The following is a 22977-nucleotide window of genomic DNA, read 5'->3' on the forward strand; positions in this document are numbered from 1 at the left end:
CGAGGTGCTCACGTCATGACCCAGCCGCCGCCCCCGCCACCCCAGCAGCCCCCGCCCGGGGGAGGCTTCGGGCCGCCCCAGGACCAGCCCCCGCAGCCGGGGTACGGCTATCCGCAGGCTCCGCAGGCTCCGCAGGCTCCGCAGGCTCCGCAGGCTCCGCAGACGCCCCCGCCGGCGGCTCCGCAGACGCCGCCCCAGCCGCCGCAGGCTCCGCAGGGTCCGCCGCCGGGGTACGGCTATCCCGGTCAGCAGCCGCAGGCGCCCTACGGGCAACCGGGGTACGGGCAGCCGCCGCAGGCGCCTTACGGGCAGCCGGGGCAGCCGGGGCAGCCGGGCTATGGGCAGCCCGGTTACGGCTATCCGCAGGGGACCATGCCGCTCCAGCCGCAGCCCGGCCACCCGGGACAGCCCGGCGGCGGCAAGAAGTTCAACGCGCAGCTGGCGATCATCGTCGCCGCGGTCGTGGCGATCGCCCTGATCATCGGCGGCGGCGTCTGGTACTCCTCGTCCAAGGACGACGGCAAGAAGGACGACACCGCCAGCTCCGGCGGCAGCACCGGCGGTACGGACGACGACAACGGCGGCACCACCTCCGGCGGCAAGGAGAAGGCACCGTCCGACCCCGGCGCCAAGGTCCTCTTCCAGGTCCCGGCGCCCGAGGTGAAGAACGACAGCACGGTCGTCGTCTCCGGCTCGTGGCTCACCGACAAGACGTACGCCAAGAGCGGCATCGCCCAGATCGTCGGCTACGACCGCGACACGGGCGGCAAGCAGTGGACGATCCCGCTGGACGGCCCCGTCTGCCAGGCCAGCCGCCATGTCACCGACGACAACAAGACGGCGATCCTCTACCAGCCCGCGATGCCGACCAAGGCCGACCCGTCGCACGGGTGCAGCCAGGTCGCCGTGATCGATCTCGACGCGGGCAAGGAGCTGTGGAGCAAGACCGTCAAGACCGGTGACCAGCTGATCAGTTTCGACAACGTCACGGTCAGCGGCAAGACCGTCGCCGTAGGCAGCAGCAGCGGCGGCGCCGCCTTCGACATCTCCGGCAAGCCGCTGTGGAGCCCGAAGCCGAGCGACTCCTGCTACGACGCCGGGTACGGCGGCGGCGAGAAGCTGGTCGCGGTGCGCAAGTGCGGCTCGTACGAGCAGCGGCAGCTGCACATCCAGACCATCGACCCGAAGTCCGGGAAGGTGATCTCGGAGTACAAGATGGCCGAGGGCATCGAGTACGCCAGTGTCGTGTCGACCAACCCGCTCGTGGTGGCCGCCGACGTCGGCGACTCCGCGGGCGACGGCAGCGGCATCTCGGACTTCTTCTCCATCGACAACAAGACCGGCAAGCTGCGCACGCGCATCTCGGCACCGGGCGAGCAGTTCGCGGCGCGCTGCGAGGGCATCACGCGCATCGAGTACTGCAACCAGCTGGCCGTCGGCAACGACCGGCTGTACATCCCGACCGAGGAGCACGACGGCAAGGGCGAGTACAGCCAGACCAACGAGATCGTCTCCTTCGACCTCGCCACCGGCAAGCAGACCGGGCAGCGGGCCGACGCGGGGGACGGCTACACGATCTCGCCGCTGCGCATGGACGGAGGCAACCTGATCGCGTACAAGCGGCCGCCGTACGACAAGGGCGGGCAGATCGTGAGCATCGACGGGGGCAGCTTCAAGGAGACGAAGCTGCTGGAGAACCCCGCGTCGGAGCAGGTGCGCGACGTGGAGGCCAGCATGTCGCCGGACTACTCGGAGCTCCTGTACGCCGAGGGGCATCTGTACATGTCCAAGGTGTACGCGAGCAAGCGCTCTTCCACGGGTGACAAGGAGTACCTGGCGGTCGGGTTCGGTACGAGCTGATCGTCCGATGATCATCTGGTGATCGACTGAGGTTCCTTTCGGTCCCGTCCCTGTTCAGGGGCGGGACCGTTCGCGTTTGGCTCAGTCAACCTCGAATGAGAGGAATTTCGGCGATCCGGGGCGATTCTCGCGGGTAGGGGAGCGCAACGTCGAACAAGCGTGTAGCTTCCGGGGGCATGAAGGCGGGGGAGCCGGGGGGCTTCCATTGGGGGGACTGGGGTGACTGGGGGGTTGCTCGATGGGAGTGCGGCTCATGGTGGTCGACGACCACCGATTGCTGGCCGAGGCACTGGCCTCGGCGCTGAAGCTGCGGGGCCACCGGGTGCTGGCCGCGGCCGCGCCGGCCGCGGGGGCGGCGGAGCTGGTGATCACACGGGCGCCGGAGGTGTGCCTGCTGGGGACGGCCACGCCGGCGGAGCCGGGCATCTTCGACCCGGTGGTACGCATCAAGCGCGAGCGGCCGCAGGTGGCGGTGCTGGTGCTGGGGCCGGTGCCGAGTCCGCGCGGCATCGCGGCGGCGTTCGCGGCCGGGGCGGCCGGGTACGTCCGGCATGACGAGCGCATAGAGGGCGTCGAGCGGGCCATCATGAAGGCCCGGGCCGGGGAGGCGGCGGTGGCACCGCAACTCCTCCAGGGCGCCTTCAGCGAACTGCTGAACCCAGCGGCCCAACCGGACGACGAGGGCCAGCGCCTGCTCCAGATGCTCACGCCCCGCGAGGTCGAGGTCCTGGTCCGCGTAGCCGACGGCGAGGACACCCGCCTCATCGCAGCGGGCATGGGCATCGCACCGTCGACCGCCCGGACGCACGTCCAGCGGGTACTGATGAAACTGGGCGTGGGCTCCCGCCTGGAGGCGGCGGCACTGGCCGCACGGACGGGGTTGCTGGACAGGGCGGGGCCGGTGTCGCGGGCGGTGACGCCGGATCAGGGGACGGGGCGGGAGGCCTGACCTGAGCAGCTGCACTTGAACGTTGGGGCATCACGGGCTTACGTCGTCCGGTCTGGCGAAGTCCTGTGGCTCGTTTCGCGCTACGCCGTAAGAAACCCCCTGGCCTTATCGAACACTTGTACCTAAAGTGATCGTCGCGCCCGGCAGAGCTGACCACTCCGCCACAGCGCGCGTCAATCGGCGACCGGGGGGACACCGTCGCCACGGTGAGGGACGTGCTGTCACGCCGCGAAACCGGCTCTTCGCACATCTCCTCCGCCTCTTCTGACGGGCACCCCTTGATGCCTTCCTTTGCGATGAGGGGGATGCTTCCTTGCGCCCAAGACCAGGGCCCTTACTGCCCAGAACCCGTCTCGTTCCCAGATCCGGCAGGCCCGGGTTACTGACCTCCGTCGTCACGTCCGCGGCGGCCCTGGCCGTACTGGCGGGCCTGGCCGTCCAGCCCGAGGTGCTGGATCGGCTCACCGGCACGGAGGCAGCCGCCCCGGCGAACGACTCGAACGACTGGTCCGAGGACACGGCAGCCGAACAACTGCGGCAGGACCAGTGCCTGATGGCGGATGTGCTGCGCCTGGGCGGCACGAGCATGGCCGCCACCGCCCAGGACGGCCTCAACCAATCCCCGGACAGGCTGCATGCCTTGGCTGACCGCGACCGCTGGGAGGACACCCAGCTGGCCGTTGCATACCAACAGGACAGGGACGCGGCCTCGAAGGAACTCGATGCCGCCTACGCCCTTCGGAACGAATGGGCGAAGCCCCTCGACGGCCTGGAGACTCCAGGCGGGTTCACCGTCTCCGACTTCCACTGGCCGCCTGGAGGGCCAGGTGATGAGGAGAAGGACTTCCACACCCAGACCGGTCTGACCCAATGGATCGCCGACAGGTTCTGGAGGGACGAGGGCGACTTCTACGAGGACCCCACCCCCAAGGCCGATGAGAAGACTCTCAAGGTCATTACCGATCTGGGTGCCCCGCTCTACGGCGACAAGCCCTACGACCCGGACCTGCCTAGTGAGGAGCGGCAGCGCCAGTACGAGGAACGGCGTGCGTTCCAGGGGTTGTTCGACACCTTCGACGGCAACGGCGCTGACGACGCCCGTATGTTCCTGGCCGCCGGCGGATTTCCCCGCACCGCTCCAGAGCCCGGTACCGCCGAGCACCGGATCGCGGTCGAGGACATGAAGACCAGGTACGCGTCATGCGCCTGGCGGGACCCGATCGACCCGAGCAGGGTCCTGGGTGGCATAGCTGACACGGCCGCTTCGGAGTGGCAGCAGGAAATCACCTCGCAGGCCGTCCAGCGCAACCAGATCCTGAAGTTCAACCGAGACGCCACCAACGCACTCACCGCCGGAGCGAAGGCGTTGGGGAACATGCTGGGGCACTCGTGGGTCGCCGATCGCCTGACCCGTTGGCAGGACTATTGGGCTCCCGGCGGTGCGGGCTGGATCGGCGACTCCCCGGCAGTCATCCAGGTCGAGGCGGCCAAGGGCAAGTGCCTGGACGTGCAGGGAGGCAAGACGACCTCCGGCACCCCGGTGCAGATCTACACGTGCAACGACTCCTCGGCGCAGCAATGGCGGCTGCGCGGTTCCGGAGATGACTACGACCTCGTCAACGTCAAGTCCCAGAAGTGTCTGGACGTCGAGAACAGCAATCCTGCCAACGGCACGAAGATCCAGATCTGGACGTGCAACGACAGCAAGGCGCAGCAGTGGAAGTTCGATGTCCGAGCCGTCGGCGAGCTGCGCAACGTCGCCACGGACAAGTGCCTGGACCTGAACAAGTTCGATAACAGTCAAGATGCCTGGCTGTGGGGGTGCAACGGCACGAACCCGCAGAAGTTCCGGATCGTCCCGAAGGGCCACAGCGGCACGGACACCCAGTTCTACCCGGACAAGGCGCAGTTCGACCAAGCCAAGAAGAATGTCGCGGCGGCGCAGGCACAGGCGAAGAAGCAGCTCGACGTTCTCAAGGCTTATGCGGGCAAGGCGCAGAAGCTCGCCACCGCCACTGGCACCGCACAGAACACCGCGTACGCCATCGCCGACGAGGCCGGTGCCCCGCGCGGCCGCGGTCTGCTGGTCGGTCAGCAGAAGGCGCAGGTCACCAACGGCGCGGCAGCTGCTCTCGAAGCGATGGTGAAGGCCGGTACGACCGCCGAGGCGGCCACCCGCGCCTCAGCCGGTCACAGCGCGACCATCGCGCAGCGCGCCTTGGCCCAGGCCGCCCAGTCGAAGGCAGAGTTCCGCAAGGCCGCCGCAGCGGTGGCCGAGTCCCAGGCGAAGGCCGCGGCCGACGGCGCGAAGGTGCACCGCGACAACGCCAAGAAGGACAAGGAGACCGCGGAGGCCAAGCTCGCCGAGGCACTGAAGGCCGAGGGCGACGCCAAGTCCGCCGCCGCCGAGGCCCACGCCAAGCGCCTCGCCGCCGAGGCCGAGGAGAAGACGGCCGAGGCGGAGAAGAAGACGGCCGCGGCCAAGCAGGCCGAGGCCGCCCAGCACAAGAAGAACGCCGAGGCCGAGGCGACGAAGGCCAAGGACGCCAAGGACAAGGCCGAGGCGGCCGAGGGCACGGCGGTCGAGAAGAAGAACGACGCGGTCAAGGCCCGCGACAAGGCCAAGGCCAAGCGGGACGACGCATGGGAGGCCGAGCAGAAGGCCGACGCCGCCCGGGCCAAGGCCGACGCCAAGGGCGCCTACGCCGACTCGCTGGAGGCCGGGGAGGCAGCCGACGCCGCGCGCACCGCCGCCAACGCGGCGGACAAGCACGCGGATGACGCCGAGGCGGCCGCAACGAGGGCCCGTTCCGAGGCGGACGCCGCGACCAAGGCGGCATCGGACGCGGACGCCGCGGCCACCCGCGCCGAGGCAGCCGCCAAGCGGTCCCGCGCCCACGCGGACGGCGCTCAGGCGGCGAAGTTGAAGTCCGACGCCGCGGTGAAGACCGCGACCAGCGCGGCAGCCGAGGCGATCGACGCCTCTGAACACGCCTCCTCGGAAGCGAAGGCGGCGGTCGCGCTGGCCGATGAGGCGGAGAAGCAGGCCAAGACCGCCAAGTCCCACGCGGACGAGGCGAACAAGGAGGCCGCCAAGGCCCTGGCCGCCTCCGCGAAGGCCGCGGGCTTCGCCTACGTCACCGCCCAAGCCGCCGTCGACGCCGGCAACGCCGCCGCCCAGGTCGCCAAGCCGGCCAACGACGCGATCCAGCTCGGCTCCCCCTACATCGACACCGACTCGGCCGCCGGCCTGGTGGTCCTCACCGGCCAGGCGTCCAAGACGATCGCCGAACAGCAGAAGTCTGTCGCCGACGCCCACGCCAAGAACGCGGCGGCAGAAGCCTCAGCCGCCAAGAACCTGGCCGACCAGGCACAGGGCGACGCCAAGGCCGCCTACCAGCACGCCGCCAACGCCGCCGGACACGCCTCGAATGCGCGCACCTACGCCAAGGAAGCCCTCGGCTACGCCGCCGACGCCGCCAAGGCTGCATCCAAGGCAACAGCGTCCCTGGCCCGCACCATCGAATACAACCGCCAGGCGACCGAGGACGCCGAAGCCGCCGACAAGGCAGCCGGCCGCGCCGAAACCCACGCCAAGGACGCCCGCGACTCCGCCGACCAGGCCGCCCTCGACGCCGAAGCCGCCCGCACGGCCGCCGCGGCAGCCGAAGAGGCAGCCAAGGACGCCCGAGCAGCAGCCAACCGCGCCGACGCCGCGGCGACCGAGGCCGAGGAAGCGGCCAAGGACGCAGAGAGGTACGCCAAGGAGGCCCAGGAAGCAGCGACACGAGCCGAACAGAAGCAAGCCAACAAGCAGGTCTCCACGGGTGCCGGAACCGGTGTCGGCGGTGTGTTCTACGTCGTCGACGAGGAGAAGTCGAAGGTTCTCTCAGCGCAACAGATCGGCGAATGCCCCTCGAATGCGCCTCTTGTCGGCTGCAATGCCACCTATGCGGTGACCGTCGAACTTGTCGCCGACTTCTACCTGTGCACCGAGAGCGATGCACTGGCCACTCCGGAAGGCTGTCCGAAGTCGGCGTGGCACTACCTCGACACGAAGACAATCAGGCCCGACGAGCCCGTTGAGTGGAGCCACTTCTTCTCCGGACGGGACATTCTCAAGCTGGGCTGGCAGAGCCTCTTCGGAGACACCCTCGGCGGGGTCCTGTTCGAGGTCGTTCTCGGGGATTTCATCGACTGCTTCCACGGCAGTAAGTCCTCCTGCGCGTGGGCCGCCGCCATCTTCCTCCCTGTCGCCAAACCGCTCGCCGCTATCAGTAACAGCGTCAAGGCCCTGGATGTCGCCATCAAGACCGGCATCGGCTTCGATGACGCGTGGAAGGCCTTGCGCGCCGCCGGAGTCGCCGACCAGGTCATGGCCGGCCTCGGTGCCAAGGCGATCGCCAGTGGCAAGCTGCCTTGGGCCGAGCGTGGTGGTCCTGGCAGGTGGCAGGTGATCACCGGCGAGGTGAAGGATGCGACGAATGCCTCGGTCCTGTATGAGCAGCGGATCACTGGTATCCCCATCGGGTTCGGCTATGTCATCCACAACACCCCGAACGTCAAGGGATTCGTCAAGTTCGACGGGTTCAAGAACGGGGTCCTGCTCGACGCCAAGGGCTACGAATACGCGAAGTGGGTCAAGGACGGCAAGTTCGTGCCCTACTTCTCAGGGGCGGACGGGCTGGTGAAGCAAGCCAACCGCCAGCTCGATGCCGTGGCAGCGTCGGGAACGAAAACGCCGATTCGCTGGGAGATCGCCGAGCATGACGCGTATGTAGCCATGAAGAACCTCTTCTCCGAGAGGGGGGTTACCGGGATCACTCTCGTGCACACGCCGTAGCAGTGGTTCAGAGCCGGGGCGTCCGTCTGCGGAGGGGCGCCCCGCCTTCCAGGTAACGTCTTCAGGAACCTCGAACAAAGCGAGAGCCCGTTGAGCGAAACAATCCTTTACATCATTCCGTGCGACCCGTACTGGCAGCCGGATCAAGCGGCAGGAAACCGTGCAGTCGCACTTGTCGAAGAACTGTGCCCTGATGCACTCGGAGACATCGAAACGGACGAGAGTGACGCTCCGGCCTTCATCAATGGCGCTGGCCTGGACTCCCTGTCGTGTCCTCGATGCGGAACGCAGCTCGACTTTCACGGGTGGTGGATGGCCAGTATGGACGAGGCCTACCGAGACAGCAGTGTCTCGAGCCTTGCCGTGACAGTTCCTTGCTGCGGCACTGACACCACACTGAACGACCTCGTCTACAACGTTCCTTCCGGATTCGCCAGGTTCAGGGTCAGGGTGTGGAGCCCTAACAGACGCATGCTTGACGACGAGGAGCTGACCAGGATCAGTGACGCTTTGGGTCATCCGGTACGGCAGATCTGGTCCCTCATCTGAGACGGAGTATGGGCCGATCGCCGAGGTGGCGGACGCGATGGGATGACGTGTGGGATGTGATCGTCCTCGACACTTCGCTGCCGGACAAGGACGATGAATTTCCGGTGTGCGCATGGAATCCCGGGGTCCGTGCGGGCGGACTGATGGAGAAGGTCGCGGAGGACTTCGGATCCTTCGCCCTTGCTGAGTGCCGAGAAGCTCTGAGTCACTAGGGGAAAGGCTGAGGCGGGTGCGCACTATTTCGCCCGCCTCAGCATCCGGGCCGATGTGCTAGGCCCCGCCAGGTCTCAAGCTCAGGCCTGACCATTCATGCTTGCGCCACACCGGCGATGAACGCTGCGAAGGCTCCGGTCGAGACAGTGAGCGTGCTTCCACCGGGAAGCTTCGAATCTCGTAGAGCCACCCCCGTTCCGAGGTCGGCGATCTCCACGCACTCGTTGCCTTCGCCGCCACTGTGGCTGCTCTTGAACCACGCAACAGCCGTCGGCTCGTTCGGGGGAGTCACTATGCCGCTCATGAAGACAGCTCCTGTTTCGCTCCAGCGATCAGCCGCAGCGAGGAAGTCGTGTCTGCGGCCTGCGAGCGAAGGTAGTCGAAAGTCAACTTGTAGGCGCCTACGTCCTCTGCGTCATCGAGGTACAGCCCGCGACGGCGCATCTCGATGTACACGACTGCCATCGAGTTGAGAGGCTCCCGTTCGTCGTCCCGTCCGAGGATCACGAAGTGTCCGGCTCCTGCAGCGTGTGCGCCCGCACTGAACGGCAGGACCTGCACGTCGATGTTGGGGCTCATGGCTGCCTTGTGAAGGTGGTCGAGCTGCCGGATCAGGGTGTCGTTGTCTCCGACTGTCCTGTGCAGCACTGCCTCGTCCAGGACAACCCACAGATGCAACGCCGGATCACGCTGCAGGATGTCCTGGCGCTTCATCCGCGCTTCCACCATGCGCTCGATGTCGTCGTTCGAGCTGCGCACCTCACGTGCCTCATGGATGGCGAGAGCGTATTCCCTGGTCTGGAGCAGGCCGGGAATGACGGTGTTCGCGAACACGTGCTCGTACGCTGCTTCCTGCTCGAAGGACACGAGCGGGTCCATCCACCCCGGCACCGCGCTGTTGTTGACCCACCAGCCGTCGGCCTGCGATTTGGCGATGGCGACCAGGGCGTTCCTTTCCTGAGTGGTGGCTTCGCAGGCATCCGCCAGCGCCTTGACCGTGGCCCATCGAATGCGAGCGCGGTCCTGCCACGCCTCGTATCGGCTTACGGTTGTGGTGCTGACACCTGCACGCTCAGCGACTTGAGTCTGTGTCAGCCCGTGTCGCTCACGCAGCGAGATCAGGCCTCGCGCGATCTGCATACGTCCGGCAGGGCCTGTCTGCGTGGCGGTCATGCCAGATCCCTTCTGCCGCGGAGGGCGCTGCTCCGTTCGGCTTCCGTCGGTCAACGGCGCTGACTTTATGGGTTGTTGCGAAGTCTCGGACGCCGATTCGAAGCCTGTCACCCACACTGACGAACTCTCTCGGCGGGATCTCCATCTATGGGAATCCCATGGAAGGCTTCCCGTAGTTTCTCGATCGACCAACTGGAGAGTGAGAGCATGAGCAGAGTTGTACGGCACATCGCCAGTCGGCTCCGCTGGCCTGGCCACACCTCTGGGCGTCACCATGCAGGTCAGCCGCGCGCGATGCGAGATCCGTCCGTCTCGCCGCGCGAGGTCTTGACGCCTTCCCGTCCCGCAATCGCCTCGACCGTCCGAGCTTGGTACGAGCCCATCGACGGCACCCCGACCCTCCTCGTCCGCCCCTACCTCACCGCGTGCGAACGCGAGGAGACGGCCCGGCTGCATTGGCTCCGGCGCGACACCCGCGATACCCGTGACATCCACGCCTCCCTCCGGGAGACGTCATGAGCGACGAAGGGAACCGCGTACGAGTCCTGCCCTGGACCGGCACGCAGGGCCAGCCCTGCCTCCTCTTCACAGACGGCGACGGCCCTGCCTCCCGGCTTGCCGACCGAGTCGAAAGCACGCAGCTCGGGCTCGCGGACCGGCTTCTCAGCCGGACGCGGGTCCTGCTGACGGGCGAAGGAGCGCGGAGTGGTGAACTTGGTCCGCTCGCAGAGCAGTTGGCTGACGCGCTGTCTGACGTGCTGCTCATCGCCAGGTCGCGCGGTGCCCGGCTCGGGGCGGATGCGCCCGGCCTGGCCAGTGGAGTGCTGACGGTCCCAGCGCCCTCGGAGGTGGCTCACGACGTACTGACGTACCGTTCGCCCCGACTCCGGGCCCACGGCCTGCTCACCCTCCCCGGCCGCGACTTCGCCTCCGCGCCCGCCGCCCGGCGCCACATGCGAGACACGGCGCGGTCGTGGGGCCTGCCCCAGGGCGCGGCGGACGACCTGGAGTCCATCACCGGCGAACTCGTCGCGAACGCCCTGGAGCACGGCGACGGCAACACGATCACCGTCGCCTGGGCCCTCGCCGCCGAGACGATCACGATCAGCGTGACCGACCAGGGCGGCTACCGTGCGGCCCCCGTCCCCACGCCGCCGCACCTTCCACCGAACCCGGATCAGGAACGAGGCCGCGGCCTGCTGATCACCGACGCCCTCGCCGCCCGCTGGGGCACCTGGCAGAGCGGTGGCGGCCTGACCGTCTGGGCCGAGGTCTTCATCGGCGTGTCCAGCCGCAACGCCTGACCCTCGCCACCACCGCAGGACAGACGCATACCTCCGCCTCACTCCCTCGCTTCGGCTTGACCCTTCACCCTCATCGCCTGACGCCGCGCCCCTCCGGTCATGTGCCGGTGGGGCGTTGCCGGGGTCCGGCAACGAGTGGGGGTGTGGGGCTGCCACGCCGGGATCTGATGTGCGCGCCTGTGGGGCCGTACCTTCGCCTCACCGACCGGCCACCCGACCGAGGGAGGAACGTTGCCGAGAACGCCCCGTGGCTGGCAGACGGCGCTGCCCGTCGGCCTCGGCCTGATCGTGCTGCTTGTCTCCGTCTGGATGTTCGCCACCGTGCCCGTCCGCCAGGCCGAGGAGCGCGCGTACGACGCCGCCCGCCTGACCTCCGTACCGGCCACCGTCGAGGCCAGGGTCGACGAGCGCCGCGGCAAGAGCACCCGGCGCTGGCTGCACGTCGCCGAACGCGCCTCGGGCATCGAGCGACGGCTGCGGATGGATGACTTCGGCAGCTACGGCAGCGAGGCGGTCTACGAGTCCGTGCGCCCCGGCGACCCGGTGCTTCTCGAGTACTGGCGCGGCGAGGTTCGCGCCGTGACCTTCGACGGCCTCACCCAGCAGACCCACGCGTCCCCGCGTGGCGACTGGCGAATGCCGCTCGGTATCGGCCTGGGCGTTCTGCCCGTGGGGCTGCTCCTGGTGTGGACCGCATGGTGGTACCGCTACCGGTACCCGACCGCCCCGAGGGGACGGCACACTCTGGGGCCTGGCGCGCTGTGGGTGGCCGGCGTTGTGGAAGGCACCGTGGCCTTCTTCGCGAGCGCCGCCGGAGACGGGGTGACCGACGTCCTCCTGGTCGCCGCATGCGGTACCCCCCCCGGCCGTCGCGATCGGCGTGTTCAGCATGTGGCTGGTGTGGCGGCGCGTCCGCAGGGCGGACGACACCAGCGACATCCTGCCCGCCGTCCCGGCCGCGCGGCTGACGGTGAGCGCCACCGTCCACGGCGACGTGCCGTACAGCCGCCCCGGCTACGGCCTCCTGGTGCTGGGCGACGGACCGCCCGCCGCGACCCCCGACCCTGCCGGCCGCGTCGCCCGCGCGACCCTGCCGGAGACGCTCACCGTGGAGCGCGTACGGGGCTGGCGGCTCGGAGAGGATCCAGACGCCTGGCCCGCCGCATACAAGTACAACGGCGTGGTCATCGAGTGCCGCGACGGTGACCAGGAGGTCCTCATCGCCACGCGAAGGCGCGACGCCCCGGTGATCCTCGGAGCGCTGATCAGTTCCGTAGCCGCGTGAGGAAGTCGGCGCGGTCCAAAGCGGTACAGCCGCAGGCCCCCGCCGTCACTCCCTGGCTTCAGCCTCACCCTCCGCCCCCGGCTCAACCCCCGGCGGCGGAGCCGCCGGCCTCAGCTTCAGCCACGCCAGGAAGAACAGTCCGAGCAGCAGCATGCCGAGCCCGGTCCACAGGTTGATGTTGACCCCCTCCGCCTTGTCGATGTCGGCATCGGACGCCGTGAACCCCGCGATCGTCACGATCACGCCGTACACCACGAACAGCCCACCGATGATGCGCCGGATGTCGAACAGCCGCGCGGCCGTCGCCGACTTGCCCTGCAACTCGGTGACTTCCCGCTGCACGTCCTTGTCGGAGTACTCAGACATACCTCTTCAATCCTCCCTCGGTCAGAACGAGAACGGGATGTAGCAGGCCGCGGCCAGGACGATCGCGCCCCAGCCGAGCAGCGCCGGCTTGCGGTACCAGGCCTCGTCCCCCGGTGCCGGGGGCTCGGTCATGCCGGGCGAGGTCGTGCCGTAGACCAGCCCCTGGAGGTCCTCGGCCGGTTTCGGCGCGGTGAAGAGCGACACCGCCACCATGACGATCGCGCCCGCGACGAACCCGGCGATCGCCGAGACGAAGTTGGCGCCCTGGTCGGTGGGGATGTCGACGATGTCCTGCTTGTAGAGGACGAAGTAGTTGATCATCGCGGCGGTGGTGCCCACGAGCAGCCCCCAGAAGCCCGACTTCATCGAGGCGCGCTTCCAGAACATGCCGATGATGAAGACGACGAACATCGGCACGTTGAAGAAGGAGAACAGCGTCTGGAGGTAGGCCATGATGTTCGAGAAGGACCGCGCCAGGAACGCCGTGCCGATGGAGGCGAAGACACCGATCGCGGTGATGAGCCGGCCGAAGCGCACGTAGTACTCGTCCTCGCGGCCCCGTACGACGTACTTCGCCCAGATGTCCGTCGTGAACACCGTGTTGAACGACGACACGTTCGCCGCCATGCCCGCCATGAACGCCGCGAGGAGGCCGGTGACGGCGATGCCCAGCACGCCGTTCGGCAGCAGTTGGGCCATGAGGTACGGGATCGCGTCGTTGTACTGGAGGTCCGAGCCGGAGGTGCCGATCTTGGGGACCAGGACGGCGGCGACCAGACCCGGGATCATCACCAGGAACACGATGAAGATCTTCGGGAACGCGGCGATGAGGGGGGTGCGCTGGGCCGCCGAGAGGTTCTTGGCGGACAGGGCGCGCTGCACCTCGGCGAAGTTCGTCGTCCAGTAGCCGAAGGAGAGGACGAAGCCGAGGCCCAGGACGATCGTCAGCCAGTTCGCCCCCAGCGGGTTGTCGCTGCCGATGCCCGTACCGCCCCAGGACGTCATGAAGTCGGCGCCGCGGGAGGCGGTGAGGGAGTCGGACAGGCCGTCCCAGCCGCCCACCTTCTTCAGGCCGAGGACCGCGATCGGGATGAGCGCGGCGAGGATGACGAAGAACTGCAGGACCTCGTTGTAGATCGCCGAGGACAGGCCGCCGAGCGTGATGTACGCGAGGACGAAGAAGCCGGCGACGACGATCGCCACCCACTCCGGCCAGCCCAGCAGCGCCTCGACGACGATGGCCAGGGCGTAGAGGTTGACGCCGGCGATGAGGATCGCGGCGAAGGCGAACAGGATCGAGCTCAGCAGATGCGCCCCCTTGTCGAAGCGCAGCAGCAGGAACTCGGGGACCGAGCGGACCTTGGAGCCGTAGTAGAAGGGCATCATCACCAGGCCCAGGAAGACCATGGCCGGGATGGCGCCTATCCAGTACCAGTGCGTGGTGTAGACGCCGTACTGCGCGCTGTTGGCGGCCATGCCCAGGATCTCGGTGGCGCCCAGGTTGGCGGCGATGAAGGCCAGACCGGTGACCCAGGCGGGCAGGGAACGGCCGGAGAGGAAGAAGTCGAGACTCGTCTTCACCGAGCGGCGGGCGGCGAAGCCGATGCCGAGGACTACGACGAAGTAGATGCCGAGGAGCGAGTAGTCGAGCCAGTTCGTGGGGAGTCGCAGCTCGGCTGACAGATATGTGGGGGTCTGCATGAGCCCTCGCTTCGTTGCGCGAACCGATACGCCGCGGAATCTACGCCTCCGCGTTCAGTCATTGAACACGTCCGTTGATGGGCTTTGTTTGATTGTGATGTTGACGGGTGGGGGGAGTGATGTTTTTATATGTTGGGTTATGTTTGAAGGATGAGGAGTCCGGCGTGAAGAAGACCTCGACCCGGCTGGCCGACGGTCGCGAGCTCATCTACTACGACCTGCGGGACGACAGCGTGCGCGACGCGGCCGACCGCCGCCCCCTGGACCGCACCGTCACGACGTCCGAGATCCGCCGCGACCCCCTGCTCGGCGACTCCGTCGCCATCGCCTCGCACCGCCAGGGCCGCACCTACCACCCGCCGGCCGACGAATGCCCCCTGTGCCCCTCCGAGGGCGAGCGGCTGAGCGAGATCCCGGACTCGTCGTACGACGTCGTCGTGTTCGAGAACCGTTTCCCCTCGCTGGCCGGGGACTCGGGCCGCTGCGAGGTCGTCTGCTTCACCTCCGACCACGACGTCTCCTTCGCCGGCCTCACCGAGGAGCAGGCGGGCCTGGTGCTGGAGGCGTGGACGGACCGTACGTCGGAGCTGTCCCATCTCCCCTCCGTCGAACAGGTCTTCTGCTTCGAGAACCGCGGTGCCGAGATCGGCGTGACCCTCCAGCACCCGCACGGGCAGATCTACGCCTACCCCTTCACCACCCCGCGCACCGCCCTGATGCTCCGCTCCGTCGCGACCCACAAGGAGATGACCGGCGGGGAGAACCTCTTCGACGCCGTCCTGGAGCGGGAACTCGCCGACGAGCGGGTCATCCTGGAGGGTGAACACTGGGTGGCATTCGTGCCCCATGCGGCGCACTGGCCGTACGAGGTGCACCTCTACCCCAAGCGCCGGGTGCCCGACCTGCTCGGCCTGGACGAGGACGCGCGCACAGAGTTTCCCAAGATTTATCTGGAACTCTTGAGGCGCTTCGACCGGATCTTCGGTGAGGGCGAGCCTCCGACGCCGTACATCGCGGCCTGGCACCAGGCACCGTTCGGCGCGCTGGAGGAGTTCGACGGGGTCGTGCGTGAGGACTTCGCGCTGCACCTCGAGCTTTTCACCATCCGCCGCACTTCCGGCAAGCTGAAGTTCCTCGCGGGTTCCGAGTCCGGCATGAACGTGTTCATCAACGACGTGCCGCCGGAGCGCGCGGCCGAGCGACTGCGAGAGGTAGCGAGTTCATGAGCGGGAAGTACCTGGTGACAGGCGGTGCGGGCTACGTCGGCGGCGTCGTCGCCCAGCACCTGCTGGAGGCGGGCCACGAGGTCGTCGTCCTGGACAACCTCTCCACGGGCTTCCGTGAAGGCGTCCCGGCGGGCGCGACCTTCATCGAGGGCGACATCCGCGATGCCGCCAAATGGCTGGATTCCTCGTACGACGGCGTTCTGCACTTCGCCGCGTTCTCGCAGGTCGGCGAGTCGGTCGCGAAGCCGGAGAAGTACTGGGACAACAACGTCGCCGGCACCATGGCGCTGCTGGCCGCGATGCGCGAGGCGGGCGTGGCCAGGCTCGTCTTCTCCTCCACGGCGGCGACGTACGGCGAGCCGCAGCAGGTCCCGATCGTCGAGTCGGCGCCCACGTCCCCGACCAACCCGTACGGCGCCACGAAGCTCGCGGTCGACCACATGATCACCGGCGAGGCGGCGGCACACGGCCTGGGCGCGGTCTCGCTGCGCTACTTCAACGTGGCGGGCGCCTACGGCGAGCACGGCGAGCGCCACGACCCCGAGTCCCACCTGATCCCGCTGGTCCTCCAGGTCGCGCAGGGCAGGCGCGAGGCGATCTCCGTCTTCGGCGAGGACTACCCGACGCCGGACGGCACCTGCGTGCGCGACTACATCCACGTGGCGGACCTGGCCGAGGCCCACCTGCTGGCGTTGCGGGCCGCCACCTCCGGCGAGCACCTCATCTGCAACCTCGGCAACGGCAACGGCTTCTCGGTCCGCGAGGTCATCGAGACGGTCCGCAGCGTGACCGGCCACCCGATCCCCGAAGTGGTCGCCCCCCGCCGGGGCGGCGACCCGGCGGTCCTGGTGGCCTCGGCCGCCACGGCCCGCGAGAAGCTGGGCTGGAACCCGTCCCGCGCGGACCTCGTTGGAATCGTCGCGGACGCGTGGGACTTCGCGCAGCGGCGCGGCAACTAGCAGGTCCAGCAGGTCCAGCAGGTCCAGCAGGTCCAGCAGGTCCAGCAGGACCAAAGGCACGGAAGGGTCAGGGGTCAGGCATGAACGAGGCTGTGGCGGAGACGGTGGCCGCACGGTTCGGCGAGCTGTACGGCGCGGAGCCGCACGGGGTATGGGCGGCACCGGGCCGCGTCAACCTCATCGGCGAGCACACCGACTACAACGACGGCTTCGTCATGCCGTTCGCCCTGCCGCACATCGCGGTGGCGGCGGTGTCACGCCGCGAGGACGGCGTCCTGCGCCTGCACTCGGCGGACGTCGAGGGCGGGGTTGCCGAACTCCGTCTGGACGACCTGTCCCCGGAGTCGGACAAGAGCTGGACGGCGTACCCGGCGGGCGTGGTCTGGGCCCTGCGCGAGGCCGGACACGCGGTCACGGGCGCGGACATCCACCTCTCCTCGACGGTCCCGTCGGGCGCGGGCCTCTCCTCCTCGGCGGCGCTGGAGGTGGTGGTGGCCCTGGCCCTGAACGACCTCTTCTCGCTCGGCCTGCGCGGCTGGCAACTGGCCCGCCTGTGCCAGCGCGCGGAGAACGTCTACGTCGGTGCCCCGGTCGGCATCATGGACCAGACGGCGTCCGCCTGCTGCGAGGCCGGCCACGCGCTCTTCCTCGACACCCGCGACCTCTCCCAGAAGCAGATCCCCTTCGACCTGGCGGCCGAGGGCCTGCGCCTCCTCGTGGTCGACACGCAGGTCAAGCACTCCCACAGCGAGGGCGAGTACGGCAAGCGCCGCGCGGGCTGCGAGAAGGGCGCGGCGCTGCTCGGCGTGAACGCGCTCCGGGACGTCCCCTACGACGACCTGGACGCGGCGCTGTCCCGCCTCGGCGACGAGGAGGAGGTCCGCCGACTGGTCCGCCACATCGTCACGGAGAACGAGCGCGTCGAACGGGTGGTGTCACTTCTCGAGTCGGGCGACGACACCCGAGCGATCGCCCCGATCCTGATCGAGGGCCACGCCTCCCTCCGCGACGACTTCCGCATCTCCTGCCCCGAACTCGACCTGGTCGTCGACACGTCCCTCGCCTCCGGCGCCCTGGGCGCCCGCATGACCGGCGGCGGCTTCGGCGGCTCGGCGATCGTCCTCGCGGAGGAGACGGACGTCGACGCCATCACCAAGGCGGTGACAGAAGCCTTCGCGGCGGCGGGCTTCACGACACCGCGCGTCTTCGAGGCGGTCCCGTCGGCGGGAGCGCGGCGGGTGCGCTGACCTCCCTGACGCAGCTCGGGCGCCCTCACCTCGGAGAGGAAGGGCGCCCAAGTCGTTCTTCCGGGACTTCAGCGGTTGACGGCCTGGTACTCCTGGACCGGCACCTGGGTGGTCGTGGCGAACGTGCCGTTGGGCAGGTCACCGCCCGTGCCGCCCGAGCCTTCCCAGGAGATCTCCCAGGTGAGTGTCGCCTCCAGGGCGTAGGAGTCGCCCGCCGACGAACGCAGATACCGCACCCCGCACGGCGGCGTCAGCTCCGCCTTGCCCCTGGCGTACGGCTCGCCGATCGAACCGTCGTCGTTGATCCCGCACTCGCCGGACGCCGGCAGACTCTCCGCGTCCTCCGTCCCCGGATCGATGTGCAGACTCACCGGCTTGGCGGTCGTGGTCGCCCACAGCCCGGTACCGGGCAGACTCGCCGTGACCGAGACCGGCTTGAAGGCGCCCTTGTCCAGCCAGATCCAGGTCGGGGCGTTCACCGTCGACTTGCCGTTCGGGGCCAGGGAGACCTTGGTCGGAGGCACGACGGTCCGCTGATGCGCGAGCCCGGCGAGGGTCTCGGTGTCGATGGCTTGCGGGACGTCGGGGGTCTCGCCGTTGTCCACCCAGAAGGGCTTGCGCCTGCAGTCGTTGGCGCCGGGGTCATCCTTCATCTTCGGGTTGGTGACGGCTATCCACCACATGCCCTCGTCGTTCTTGTCGACGTTGAAGTCCTTGTAGGGGTGGCCGCCCTTGTAGCGCGCCTTCTCATCCGCGTGGTCCTTGGGATCGCCGCCGACGGACTCGGACATCGACCACTGGGCCTCGCGGACCTTCTTGAAGTTCTCGGCCTTCCAGTACGGCTCGTACCAGCAGGGCGGCGGCTCCCAGTCCACGGCGGTGGAAGCGACCGGACCGCTGCCCTTCGACGGGGCTTTGCCCTTCACATCGAAGCTGACGTGCGACTCCAGCAGCCTTTCCGAGGCATCACCGGAAGTCTCCGAGGTCTGGATTCCGTTGTCACCGATCCCTCCAGCGACAGCTGTGCTCACCCCGCAGAAGAGCGCCGCGGCGGTCAGGGCCGCGAGCGCCGAGCACCGCGTCACGGCTGGCACCTCTCGGAACCGCGGTCCTCGTGGAGCTGCCAGATCTGCCAGACGCCCTTTTCGTCCTTCCTGATGCCGGTGTTGTAGTAGACGTAGCTGTCGGGAGAGGTCTCGGTCACCTTCACCTTGTTCGTCTTGAGGTTCTTGACGTTTGCTTTGCTCTCGTCCACGCAGTACGTCACGGCTGCCGACGTCTTGTCGAAGACCGTCACTCGGCGGTCGAAGTAGCGCAGGGAGCCGGCCCAGCTGGTCTTGTTGGCGTTGTTGTTCTTCGCGTAGTTGTAGACGCCCGTCAGCGCGGAATCCGTGTAGTAGGAGCCCATGCCCGACTTCTTCAGATCGCCGTAGGCCACGGCCTGCCATACGGTGCTGACGGCCCGCTCGTTGTCCGCCAGAATCGCGTCCTTCGTGGCATCCCCGGTCTGCCGCCCCTCAAAATCCAGCTTCATGTCCGAGGGCAGCTTGATCTCCGGCCGATCGATCCCATCCGCCGACGCGGACACCGACGGCGAAGCAGACGACTTCTCAGCCGAGTCCGCTCCCGCGATCTTGTCGGACGACGACTCGTCACCTCCCCCCGAGCCACAGGCGGTCAGCAGCAAGGCCGCGGATGCGGTGAGCGCGGCCGTCACGAGCCGAGCGGGGCGGTTCACTGGTGCTCCCGTTGATGTCGAAGTGGGGGGACAATTCAAGCGAACCCACGCTATCGAGGGGCCGAACAGCGACGGCAACCAGGTCGTCAGCCCAGCCTCTTCGTCAGCGAGTACTCCGTGATCCCCGGCGGATAGTCCGGGATCACGCACACCACCTCGTACCCCTGCTTCTCGTAGAACCGCGGGGCCTGGAAGTCCCAGGTCTCCAGGCGGGAGGAGACGCAGCCGCGGTCCTGGGAGGCGATGCGTTCCGCCTCTCGGAGCAGGGCGGTGCCGAGGCCCGTGCCGCGGTGGCGTTCGTCGACCCAGAGGTAGTTGACGTGGAGCCAGGTCGCCCAGGTGTAGCCGACGAGGCCGCCGGCCAGGGCGTCGTCCGAGTCGTTCACAGCCCACACGTGCAACGGGACGTCCCTTTCGTCCGGGGTTCCGCGCAGGGCCCGCAGGATCGGGGAGGCGTTTGTGTTCGCTTCCCGCAGGCGTGTGCGGAGCAGATCACGTCGGGCCTTGTCGACTTCTGTCTCAAGACGGAACATGCGGCACACCATAAACGTGCTGGACAGTCAGTTCTGCAAATAACCTTCCGCTCCCGGCCCCCGGCCGTACCCTGATGAACAGCACCGGTGGGGGCCGGTGCAGATCAGGGGGCGAGACAGCCGGGTACGACGCCCGGGGTGGGGGTAGCGGTGTCTGCACGGCGGCGGCCGTGCGGCTGCGGCGACCCGGTCGGGCTGCTGCGAGACGGACGAACGGACGCAGCGGCCGGGCACTCCGGCGTCGTACCCGTGCGGTGTCGTGTTCCGACGATGGGGAATCCCCTGCTCTCAGGAGCCTGGGGAAGGGGGTTACGTGGTTCGCATCCGAGTCCTGGTCGTCGACGACCATCGCATCTTCGCCGAGTCACTCGCCGCGGCCCTGGCCGCCGAGCCCGATGTCGACGTCTCCGCCGCCGGCAGCGGTCCCGCCGCGCTGCGCAGCCTGGAGCGGGCGGTCGCCGAGGGGCGGCGCTTCGACGTGCTGCTCGTGGACGCCGATCTGGGCGGCATGGTGCCGGGCATACGGCCGGCCGTGCCGGTGCAGGAGAGCAACGAGGACGGGCTCGTCGACGGCATCTCCCTCGTCACGGGCGTGCGGTCCGCGCAGCCGAACGTACGGATCGTGGTGCTCGCCGAGAAGGACGACCCGCGGCGGGCCGCCCTGGCTCTGCAGGCGGGTGCCTCCGGGTGGGTGGCCAAGGACTGCTCGCTGTCCCGGCTGCTGACCGTCATCCGAGGGGTGCTGCGCGACGAGACCCATCTGCCGCCCGCCCTGCTGACCGGCGTACTGCGGGAGCTCACCGCCGCCCGCAAGCACCGCACCGAGAGCGAGCGGCTGGTCGAGTCGCTGACGCCGAGGGAGCGGGAAGTGCTGCGGTGCATGGTCGCCGGGCTGGGCCGGAAGGCCGTCGCCGAGCGGCTGTATCTGTCGCCGCACACCGTGCGGACCCATATGCAGAACGTGCTGGGCAAGCTGGGCGTGCATTCCACGCTCGCCGCCGTCGCCCTGGCCCGGCGGGCCGGGGTCGGGCCCGCCGACCTAGCCGGGGATGTTGTCGAACGGGGCGGTCAGCTGGCGTAGCAGCCCCGCCAGGTCGCCGCGCTGGGCCCGGGAGAGCTCCGCGAGGATCGCGCGCTCCTGGTCCAGGAGTCCCGCCAGGGCCTGGTCCGCGCGGTCCCTGCCCTCGTCCGTCAGCCGGACCAGGACGCCTCGGCGGTCGCTGGGGTCGGGGAGGCGTTCCACCAGGTCCTTCTTCGCCAGGCGGTCGATGCGGTTCGTCATCGTGCCCGAGGTGACCAGGGTCTGCGTGAGGAGCTGCCCCGGCGAGAGCTGATACGGCGTGCCCGCGCGGCGCAGGGCCGTCAGGACGTCGAACTCCCACGGCTCCAGGCCATGCTCCGAGAAGGCCAGCCGACGCGCCCGGTCCAGATGCCGGGCCAGTCTGCTCACACGGCTGAGCACCTCGAGCGGTTCCACGTCGAGGTCCGGGCGCTCCCGGCGCCATGCTGCGACCAGCCGGTCGACCTCGTCCTCCATGGCGATCAGTGTAGTGGTTGTGTCGACGTAGAGTCTCTTGACGTCCATTTTCTTGACGTCGAGATATTTAAGCTGCCACGGTGGGTGTGCATCCCGCGTCCCGACGGTCACCCACCAGTCACCCACCAGGACATCCGGAGGAGTTCATGCCCGCTGCCGTCCCCACCTGGGACCCCGCCCAGTACCTCCGTCACGCCGGCCACCGCGCCCGACCCTTCGCCGATCTCCTCGCCCGTGTCCCCGAGCCGCCCGGCGGCGCACCCCGTATCGCCGACCTCGGCTGCGGCCCCGGCAACGTCACGCGGTTCCTCGCCGATCGCTGGCCCACCGCCCGGATCACCGGCTACGACAACTCGCCCGAGATGCTCGACAAGGCCCACGTCGATCACCAGGGCCCCACCGAGGGCGGGGGGCGCCTCGACTTCGCGCACGCCGATGTGCGCACCTGGGCGCCGGCCGAGCCGTACGACCTGATCGTCAGCAACGCGACGCTGCAGTGGGTGCCGGGGCATGTCGAGCGGTTCGCCGACTGGGTGGCCGGGCTGAAACCGTCCGGCACGTTCGCCTTCCAGGTGCCCGGGAACTTCGACGCCCCCAGCCACCGGCTCATGCGCGAAATCGCCGGCTCCCCGCGCTGGCGTGACCGGCTCGCCGACACCCTGCGGCATGCCGACGCCGTGCTCCCACCCGAGGCCTACCAGGAGCACCTCACCGCCCTCGGCTGCGCCGCCGACGTCTGGGAGACGACGTACATCCATCTGCTCCAGGGCGAGGATCCGGTGCTCGACTGGGTGAAGGGGACCGGCCTGCGGCCCGTGCTGACCGCCCTCGCCGACGACCCCGGGGCGCGGGAGGGCTTCGTCACCGAGTACCGGGCCGCCCTGGGTGAGGCCTATCCGGCGGGGCCCCACGGCACCCCGTTTCCGTTCCGCCGGGTTTTCGCGGTGGCCCGGAAACGGGGGTGAGGTGGTGGTTCAGGTGGTGCGGCCGAGGTGGATGACGAGGATGTGGATCGCGTCGTCGTCGATGGCGTAGAGCACGCGGTAGTCGCCGACGCGGAGTCGGCGGAAGTCCCAGCCGTAGGGGGTGGAGGCGGAGGGGCGTGGAGTTTCGGCGAGTGCGTCGACGGCCTCGTAGACGGCGGCAAGGCCGGTCGGGTCGTCCTTGAGGAAGCGTACGGCCGCGTTCGTGGCGTTCGGCTCCCAGATGATGCGGTAGGTCACGGACGCAGCCCCAGCATGCGACCGACCTCTTCGTGCGGGATGCCTTCGCCGAGCGTCCCCTCCGCCTTGCGCCGCTGGTAGTCGGCGACGGCGAGAGCGTCCTCGAGATCCTCTATCACCTGGGGAGACACGAGCAGCGCGGCCACATGGCCGTGGTCGGTGATGGCGATGGTCTCGCGGCTGTGGGCCGCGCGCCGGACCAGGTCGCCGAGCTGGGAACGGGCGGAGCTGATCGTGATCTCAGTCATGCTCGCATGATGACACAAGGTTA

20 protein-coding genes are annotated in these 22977 nt (G+C 68.7%); 10 read left to right on the forward strand and 10 right to left on the reverse strand.

Going from position 1 to position 22977, the window contains the following annotated elements; genetic code table 11:
- Positions 1–15: 15 nt before the first annotated feature.
- The 3 genes from ACFT4A_RS20595 (at position 16) to ACFT4A_RS20605 (ending at position 7652) form a co-directional block, all read left to right on the forward strand.
- Complete coding sequence (locus tag ACFT4A_RS20595) at positions 16–1860, forward strand: PQQ-binding-like beta-propeller repeat protein (protein ID WP_382832186.1); 1845 nt, start codon at positions 16–18, stop codon at positions 1858–1860.
- Positions 1861–2098: 238 nt separating this feature from the next.
- Positions 2099–2809: a LuxR C-terminal-related transcriptional regulator gene (locus ACFT4A_RS20600; RefSeq protein WP_382832188.1), complete on the forward strand. Its 711-nt coding sequence runs from the start codon at positions 2099–2101 to the stop codon at positions 2807–2809.
- A gap of 313 nt (positions 2810–3122) precedes the next feature.
- Positions 3123–7652: a ricin-type beta-trefoil lectin domain protein gene (locus ACFT4A_RS20605; protein WP_382832190.1), complete on the forward strand. Its 4530-nt coding sequence runs from the start codon at positions 3123–3125 to the stop codon at positions 7650–7652.
- Positions 7653–8508: 856 nt separating this feature from the next.
- Here ACFT4A_RS20605 and ACFT4A_RS20610 read toward each other — a convergent pair.
- Together ACFT4A_RS20610 and ACFT4A_RS20615 are read right to left on the reverse strand one after the other, a co-directional pair.
- A complete protein-coding gene (locus ACFT4A_RS20610) occupies positions 8509–8718 on the reverse strand; it encodes a DUF397 domain-containing protein (protein WP_382832191.1) in 210 nt (69 codons plus the stop codon).
- Entirely contained in the window at positions 8715–9587 is an 873-nt protein-coding gene (locus ACFT4A_RS20615) for a helix-turn-helix domain-containing protein (protein WP_382832193.1), read from the reverse strand. Before ACFT4A_RS20615 ends, ACFT4A_RS20610 begins: the two co-directional genes overlap by 4 nt.
- 848 nt (positions 9588–10435) lie before the next feature.
- On the opposite strand from ACFT4A_RS20615, the gene ACFT4A_RS20620 reads away from it, so the two are divergent.
- Positions 10436–10891, forward strand: coding sequence for an ATP-binding protein (locus tag ACFT4A_RS20620; RefSeq protein ID WP_382832331.1), 456 nt, complete (start codon positions 10436–10438; stop codon positions 10889–10891).
- Positions 10892–11771: 880 nt separating this feature from the next.
- Positions 11772–12176 (forward strand): hypothetical protein, encoded by a 405-nt coding sequence (locus tag ACFT4A_RS20625; RefSeq protein WP_382832195.1) that lies wholly within the window; start codon positions 11772–11774, stop codon positions 12174–12176.
- A 45-nt stretch (positions 12177–12221) separates the two neighbouring features.
- On the opposite strand, the gene ACFT4A_RS20630 is transcribed toward ACFT4A_RS20625, so the two are convergent.
- On the reverse strand, positions 12222–12542 hold the full coding sequence (locus tag ACFT4A_RS20630) for a hypothetical protein (RefSeq protein ID WP_382832196.1): 321 nt from the start codon (positions 12540–12542) through the stop codon (positions 12222–12224).
- 21 nt (positions 12543–12563) lie between these two features.
- Complete coding sequence (locus tag ACFT4A_RS20635) at positions 12564–14243, reverse strand: sodium:solute symporter family protein (protein ID WP_382832198.1); 1680 nt, start codon at positions 14241–14243, stop codon at positions 12564–12566.
- Between the two features lie 164 nt (positions 14244–14407).
- Between ACFT4A_RS20635 and galT the strand changes: the two genes are divergently transcribed.
- The 3 genes from galT to galK all read left to right on the forward strand — a co-directional run bounded on the left by galT (position 14408) and on the right by galK (position 17675).
- A complete protein-coding gene (galT, locus tag ACFT4A_RS20640) occupies positions 14408–15469 on the forward strand; it encodes a galactose-1-phosphate uridylyltransferase (protein ID WP_382832200.1) in 1062 nt (353 codons plus the stop codon).
- The gene (gene galE, locus ACFT4A_RS20645; RefSeq protein ID WP_382832202.1) at positions 15466–16428 is read left to right on the forward strand and encodes a UDP-glucose 4-epimerase GalE; all 963 of its coding nucleotides are present in this window, start codon (positions 15466–15468) and stop codon (positions 16426–16428) included. Before galT ends, galE begins: the two co-directional genes overlap by 4 nt.
- Before the next feature lie 80 nt (positions 16429–16508).
- A complete protein-coding gene (gene galK, locus ACFT4A_RS20650) occupies positions 16509–17675 on the forward strand; it encodes a galactokinase (RefSeq protein ID WP_382832203.1) in 1167 nt (388 codons plus the stop codon).
- A gap of 68 nt (positions 17676–17743) precedes the next feature.
- Here galK and ACFT4A_RS20655 read toward each other — a convergent pair whose 3' ends face one another.
- From ACFT4A_RS20655 to ACFT4A_RS20665, 3 genes are all read right to left on the reverse strand, one after another.
- Entirely contained in the window at positions 17744–18769 is a 1026-nt protein-coding gene (locus ACFT4A_RS20655) for a hypothetical protein (RefSeq protein WP_382832205.1), read from the reverse strand.
- Positions 18757–19413: a hypothetical protein gene (locus tag ACFT4A_RS20660; RefSeq protein ID WP_382832207.1), complete on the reverse strand. Its 657-nt coding sequence runs from the start codon at positions 19411–19413 to the stop codon at positions 18757–18759. Before ACFT4A_RS20660 ends, ACFT4A_RS20655 begins: the two co-directional genes overlap by 13 nt.
- A gap of 86 nt (positions 19414–19499) precedes the next feature.
- On the reverse strand, positions 19500–19958 hold the full coding sequence (locus ACFT4A_RS20665) for a GNAT family N-acetyltransferase (RefSeq protein WP_382832208.1): 459 nt from the start codon (positions 19956–19958) through the stop codon (positions 19500–19502).
- Between the two features lie 301 nt (positions 19959–20259).
- Between ACFT4A_RS20665 and ACFT4A_RS20670 the strand changes: the two genes are divergently transcribed.
- Positions 20260–21027, forward strand: coding sequence for a LuxR C-terminal-related transcriptional regulator (locus ACFT4A_RS20670; RefSeq protein ID WP_382832209.1), 768 nt, complete (start codon positions 20260–20262; stop codon positions 21025–21027).
- Here ACFT4A_RS20670 and tamR read toward each other — a convergent pair.
- Positions 20986–21483: a MarR family transcriptional regulator TamR gene (gene tamR, locus ACFT4A_RS20675; protein ID WP_382832332.1), complete on the reverse strand. Its 498-nt coding sequence runs from the start codon at positions 21481–21483 to the stop codon at positions 20986–20988. The genes ACFT4A_RS20670 and tamR overlap by 42 nt on opposite strands.
- Before the next feature lie 146 nt (positions 21484–21629).
- Between tamR and ACFT4A_RS20680 the strand changes: the two genes are divergently transcribed.
- Entirely contained in the window at positions 21630–22448 is an 819-nt protein-coding gene (locus ACFT4A_RS20680) for a trans-aconitate 2-methyltransferase (protein ID WP_382832210.1), read from the forward strand.
- A 9-nt stretch (positions 22449–22457) separates the two neighbouring features.
- On the opposite strand, the gene ACFT4A_RS20685 is transcribed toward ACFT4A_RS20680, so the two are convergent.
- Both ACFT4A_RS20685 and ACFT4A_RS20690 read right to left on the reverse strand, forming a co-directional pair.
- Positions 22458–22706, reverse strand: coding sequence for a type II toxin-antitoxin system RelE/ParE family toxin (locus ACFT4A_RS20685; protein WP_382832212.1), 249 nt, complete (start codon positions 22704–22706; stop codon positions 22458–22460).
- Positions 22703–22954 carry a type II toxin-antitoxin system Phd/YefM family antitoxin gene (locus ACFT4A_RS20690; protein WP_382832214.1) on the reverse strand — a complete coding sequence of 84 codons (252 nt, stop codon included), beginning with the start codon at positions 22952–22954 and terminating at the stop codon, positions 22703–22705. Before ACFT4A_RS20690 ends, ACFT4A_RS20685 begins: the two co-directional genes overlap by 4 nt.
- Between the last annotated feature and the right edge of the window lie 23 nt (positions 22955–22977).

Origin of the sequence: Streptomyces sp. NPDC057099 (genome assembly GCF_042671245.1) — a bacterium.
Taxonomy (GTDB): Bacteria; Actinomycetota; Actinomycetes; order Streptomycetales; family Streptomycetaceae; genus Streptomyces; species Streptomyces purpurascens.